The 4534-nt window shown below is 35.1% G+C and carries 4 protein-coding genes; all 4 read right to left on the bottom strand.

The features are described from left to right. Window positions 1-296 (bottom strand): hypothetical protein (locus K6343_00400; GenBank protein ID MEF3244434.1); only part of this gene is annotated, 296 nt, incomplete at its 3' end. Next, window positions 293-1684 (bottom strand): mannose-1-phosphate guanylyltransferase/mannose-6-phosphate isomerase, encoded by a 1392-nt coding sequence (locus K6343_00395; GenBank protein ID MEF3244433.1) that lies wholly within the window; start codon window positions 1682-1684, stop codon window positions 293-295. The genes K6343_00395 and K6343_00400, both read right to left, overlap by 4 nt. A 7-nt stretch (window positions 1685-1691) precedes the next feature. After that, the gene (locus tag K6343_00390) at window positions 1692-2699 is read right to left on the bottom strand and encodes a copper amine oxidase N-terminal domain-containing protein (GenBank protein ID MEF3244432.1); all 1008 of its coding nucleotides are present in this window, start codon (window positions 2697-2699) and stop codon (window positions 1692-1694) included. Further along, the gene (locus K6343_00385; protein MEF3244431.1) at window positions 2696-4423 is read right to left on the bottom strand and encodes a hypothetical protein; all 1728 of its coding nucleotides are present in this window, start codon (window positions 4421-4423) and stop codon (window positions 2696-2698) included. The genes K6343_00390 and K6343_00385 overlap by 4 nt, the downstream gene beginning before the upstream one ends. Window positions 4424-4534 lie beyond the last annotated feature (111 nt).

Genomic DNA, 4534 nt, shown 5'->3' with positions numbered 1-4534 from the left:
CCACCTTCTACTGGGAGTTTAAAAAGCGAAAAATAAAGAACAGGGGTAGGGCAAACACCAAGGTCAATCACATTTACTCCTTCAAAAAGAATCCCAGAAGTCAACGCATCTTTAAGTTTTTCTGAATGCAAACGAATATCTCTTGCTACTGAGACGGTTAAAGTTCTTTCCTTAAATTTATTCTTAAGATAAATTGCATAAGACCGGCCTATTGCATTAACAACATCTTCCGTAAAGTTCTTATCCACTTCTCCACGGATATCGTACATTCTAAAAATGGTGCTATCTATACTCATTTATCGACCCTTCCGTACTTATCCTCAAATCTTACAATATCATCCTCTTCAACGTATTCTCCATTCTGCACTTCTATAATCTCAAGGGGAATTTTACCAAGGTTTGCTAACCTATGCAATGTAGATTTTGGAACAAAAGTACTTTCCCCTTCATGCACAAAAAATGTTTTATCCCCGATAGTAACTTGCGCTGTGCCTCGGATTACAACCCAGTGCTCACTCCTATGGTAATGCATCTGTAAGCTTAAAGATTCACCAGGTTTTACAACAACCCTCTTTATTCTGTACCTATCACCTGTTTCAAGAGTTTTATAGCTACCCCAGGGTCTAAAAATTTCTCGGTGTTCAATTGCTTCTTTTCTATTCTCTTTCTTAAGTTTCTCAATAATTTCCTTTACATTTTGTCCATTTCCACGCTTTGTAACAAGAATAGCATCATCAGTTTCTAAAACAATCAAATCTTCTACGTTAGTTACGGCAACTAACCTATCGTTAGCAAATATAAGAGAATTTTTTACGTCAATTGTCTCTACATCACCAACTAAAACGTTACCATCCTGATCGTGCTCTATAATATCATAAAACGAATCCCAAGACCCTATATCACTCCAGAATATATCCATTGGAACGACTGAAACTTTTTTGGACTTCTCCATTAGCGCATAGTCTATTGATATTGTTGGCATATCTTTAAAATTCTTTAAAGCGTAGTCAAAACCTTTTTGTATATTTTCAAAAATTTTTTGCTCATATGCTTTTAATTCTTCAAGAAAAGTAGAAATCTTAAAGGCAAACATGCCTGAATTCCAGAAATATGCACCACTTTCAAGATACGTTTTTGCAGTTTCAAAGTCAGGCTTTTCAACAAACTGATCTACTTTATTAAAATTGCTAAGATCCTCTCCGATCTTTATGTATCCGTAGCCTGTTTCTGGTTTAGTAGGTTTTATCCCAAATGTAACAAGGTAACCTTTTTCTGCTGCATTCCTTGCAACCTCCATGTATGTAATAAATTTATCAAGAGGTTTAATGAGATGGTCTGAGGTAAAAATGTAAACAATTTCGTCTTGAGAGGAACCTAACTTGTCAATCAAATACTGAACCGATAGAGCAATAGCAGGTGCTGTATTTTTGCCAACAGGCTCAGTAATGATATTTCGTGATAGAGATGGTGAAAATTTGTCGCAAATTTCTTTTGTATAAAAATAATAATCCTTATTGGTAATTGTAACAATATCTTCAGGTCCAACAATTTTTAAAGCTCTTTGATAAGAAGCCTCAATTAAAGGAGTGTCATCAACAAGATTAAGAAATTGTTTTGAATACTTTTCCCTCGACATTGGCCACAGCCTTGTGCCTTTTCCACCTGCAAGAATTATTACTTTCATTTATGCCTCATTTTTTTGGATACACAATTAAAATGCTTTTAGAGGAAGCGAACCAGCCAACGTATGCACCTATGGATTCTGCAACAAAACGAATTGGAAGCATCGTACGTGAGTTTTTGATAATAGGCGTAACTTTTGAGTTTTGGGAGTCAATTTGAGTTTTCTTACCATTAATATAGGCATAGTTTTTGTTTATCCAGAGTTCAATTTTGGTACTTGAAATATTTATTGTTACTTTCTTTTCTGTTCCATCCCAGGAAATGTTACCGCCAAGAGACTCTATTACAGATCTAATTGGGAGTAGAGTTCTTCCCCAGCTTGGGATAATTACAGGGGCTGTTTCTCTCCCAGGATCTACTTCGCCTTTTACTCCGTCAACATACATCCACTTGCTATTTACGATGAGTTTTATAACTTTTGCTTTGCTAATCTCAACGGTGAAATCTGGAAGAGAGTATTTTATAAGAAAGAGGTATCTTACATAGGATCGGATGGTATTTGTTCCTTCTGTCAATTTTAAAGTAGAAGTAAAGTTCCCGTTTGAATCAACATCGAATGTAACGCTATCTTTAGACTCCTTATCGGACATATTCCCTTTTAAGCTACCTGCAGGCCTTTTGCTCAATTTACCGCTATAGGTAAAAGTTAGTTTGCCAGTATCAAAGCTAAAGTTTAACACAGGCAAAAACGATTTGAGCAAACCAGGAATTTCAGGATATGTAAGAGTAATTTTTACGCTTCTTCCATCGGGATTTGCAATAATGAGAGTAGAATTTTCTTTTAGGTTTACTTCTTTTGATACCACTCCATTTACAAGTTGAGCATATTCACCATTAATAAGAACAATATCCTTTGCATTTGTCTTTATATTAAGATTTACTTTCTCTTGAGAAAATAGCACTTTTCCACTTACATTGACTGAATAAGGAGTGGCACTTACAGACTTAGGGGGATAAACAAACACAGAAGAAAAACAAAAGATCAAAGTAAGAATAAATAAAATAAATTTTCTCATGGATTTACACCTCCTTTTTTGTCGTCTTTACTTGACTCCATATATTCAAGGAAGAAGGCAAGCAAAACTGAGAAGAAGAGTGCTGAAACACCTGCAATTGCAATGTTAAGTTTTTTGTTGGGTTTTACGGGTTTTTCGGGAAGAACAGGGCCAAGAGCAAGTTTTAGATTTTCTATATTCATAGTTCCAAGAATCTTTGCCTCATTGTAACCGTTTTTCAAAAGGGCATATTTATCCTGTGCAAGTGCAAGGTTTCTTTTTAATGAAATATATTTAAGTTGTTCATCTCTCAAAGTTGGGTCAAGAGAAATAAGTCCTCCTATGTCGATGTTGTTTAGTACTGAGTTATCCTTATATATTGAAAAGGCAATGCTATAATTTGCTTGCGCTTCATCTAAACTTCGTTTGAGGGCAATTAACTGCGCTTGGCGAGTTTTAAATGTTGCAACTCTTGCAAGAAGTCCACTTGTATTAAGTGAAAGCATCGAACTAAAGTCTCTGTAATGCGTAAATGCATTTGCATAATCATCTTTTGCAACATCAAGGCTTTTTTGAAGTTTCTCAAGCGTTACCTGTTTATTTGCAAGTTCTTTCTGCAATGCATAAATTTCCTTGAGGTTTTCTTCACTAATTTTCTTTGTTTCGCTTGCTTGTTTCGTAATTTCAGTAAGCGTTGCCTGCAAAGTAGAAATTTGGCTACTTAATTGCTGATAGAGAGGATTTAACTGAGTTGATTCCATCTGGAGGTTTGCAAGTTCTTTGAAATTGGGATTATCCGAAATGAGTTGGGTTAAGAAAGGTGAATCAGCAACAGATTGCTTTAGGGTTACAAATTGCGATTCTTTTGAGATCTGTTTCGTAAGATCGGCAAGTTTTGCATGAGTAGTTTCAATTGATATCTGTAATTTAGAAAGTGTATCCTGGTATTGCGAAAGCTCTGAAAGCCTAACATCGATCTTTTTGGTTAAGACAGTAATGTTATCGGTCGAAGCAAGAAAAGCCTGATACTCATTCGTTGCTTTTAGTAAATTTGTAAGGGCAAGGTTGAGTTCGTCAGTAGCAAGTTTACTTGCCTCAGTAAGATAAGAAGCTTCTTTTTCTTGAAGTTCTTTTTTTGCCCTGACTAAAATATCTGAAACAAACGTTGACAACGAATCTTTGTATGCCTTTTCTTTTGCTTCAAGGTCCTTCTCGGCTTTTTGTATCTCCCCTTCAATAAAAGAAACAAGCGAAGATATATCTACTTTATTTAAGTCTTGGGCATACTTTGGAAATTTCTCAGAAATTGACTTTGCAATTTTATAGGCTTGTTCAGGGTCGGAAAGCTCGACTTTAACGATAATTAGATTAGAATCTTTTGGATTTGTTACACTTATACTTTGTGATAAAGTTAAGGGTGTGAGTTCTTTTGAAAAACCGTTTTCACTTATGATTGTTTCAAGGAAAGAAGGACTTTTTATAAGCTCAGAATATGTTGTAATTGAGGGGTTTGTTATAAAGGTCATTGGGTTAACAGCTTGCTCGAATGTAGATGCTGGAGCTGATGTTCCAATATTTGGGTTTGCAACAAGGAAAGTCATTTCGGCCTCATACGTTTTTGGCAACACAAAATAACTCAATAGACCACTAATGAGGACCGCAATAAGGGTTATACCAATGATAAGTTTTTTTCGTTTTACTAACACATTAATGTAGTCTCGTAATTCGACTTCTTCTTCGTCCATTTCTCACCTCTAAATAAAAAAACAGGTAAAATATTAATTATCTATTAAATTTTTAAACCTCCTATGATAGTTTTATCTATTTTCGCCTTTTTGTCAAGAGATTGAAGGGTT

The sequence above is a fragment of the Caldisericaceae bacterium genome, from assembly GCA_036574215.1.
Classification (GTDB): domain Bacteria; phylum Caldisericota; class Caldisericia; order Caldisericales; family Caldisericaceae; genus Caldisericum.
This window is presented reverse-complemented; position numbering and strand designations above follow the sequence as displayed.

Bases quoted from the DNA above. Each gene is read 5' to 3' on its own strand.
- K6343_00390 (MEF3244432.1), bottom strand. From the start codon at position 2,699: ATGAGAAAATTTATTTTATTTATTCTTACTTTGATCTTTTGTTTTTCT.
- K6343_00385 (MEF3244431.1), bottom strand. From the start codon at position 4,423: ATGGACGAAGAAGAAGTCGAATTACGAGACTACATTAATGTGTTAGTA.
- K6343_00395 (MEF3244433.1), bottom strand. From the start codon at position 1,684: ATGAAAGTAATAATTCTTGCAGGTGGAAAAGGCACAAGGCTGTGGCCA.